General features: G+C 55.3%; 1 protein-coding gene. It reads right to left on the reverse strand.

The features are described from left to right. Positions 1 to 407, reverse strand: a 407-nt coding sequence (locus KUC_RS02230; RefSeq protein ID WP_040479283.1) for a DUF808 family protein, incomplete at both ends; no start/stop codon positions are given.

Consider the following 407-nt stretch of genomic DNA (forward strand, 5'->3'; position numbering starts at 1 on the left):
AACAAACGCCACCACCACCAGGCTCACTAGCTGTGACCAGAACCCTTGATGGGAGACCGTGGCAAGCGCGATCACCATGATTTCGGCAGACAGAATCAGGTCAGTTCGAACGGCGCCGCTCACGATCTTTTTCTCAGCTTCCGGTCCCTTTTCTACCGCTGGTTTGTCGTCTTCATGCTTGCCAGAAAGCTTGTGCCAGACCTTCTCCGCACCCTCAAAAGCCAGATAGGTGCCGCCCACCATCAGGATAATTGGCAATAGCGCGGGCAAAAAGTGATTCAGCAGCAGCGCCACCGGCAGGATAAAAATCAGCTTGTTACGGATGGAGCCCAGCGCGATCTGCTTCACAAGTGACAGTTCACGCTCCGCTGTCACCCCCTGCAAATATTGCGGCGTCACCGCCGTAT

The sequence above is a fragment of the Vreelandella boliviensis LC1 genome, from assembly GCF_000236035.1.
Taxonomy (GTDB): domain Bacteria; phylum Pseudomonadota; class Gammaproteobacteria; order Pseudomonadales; family Halomonadaceae; genus Vreelandella; species Vreelandella boliviensis.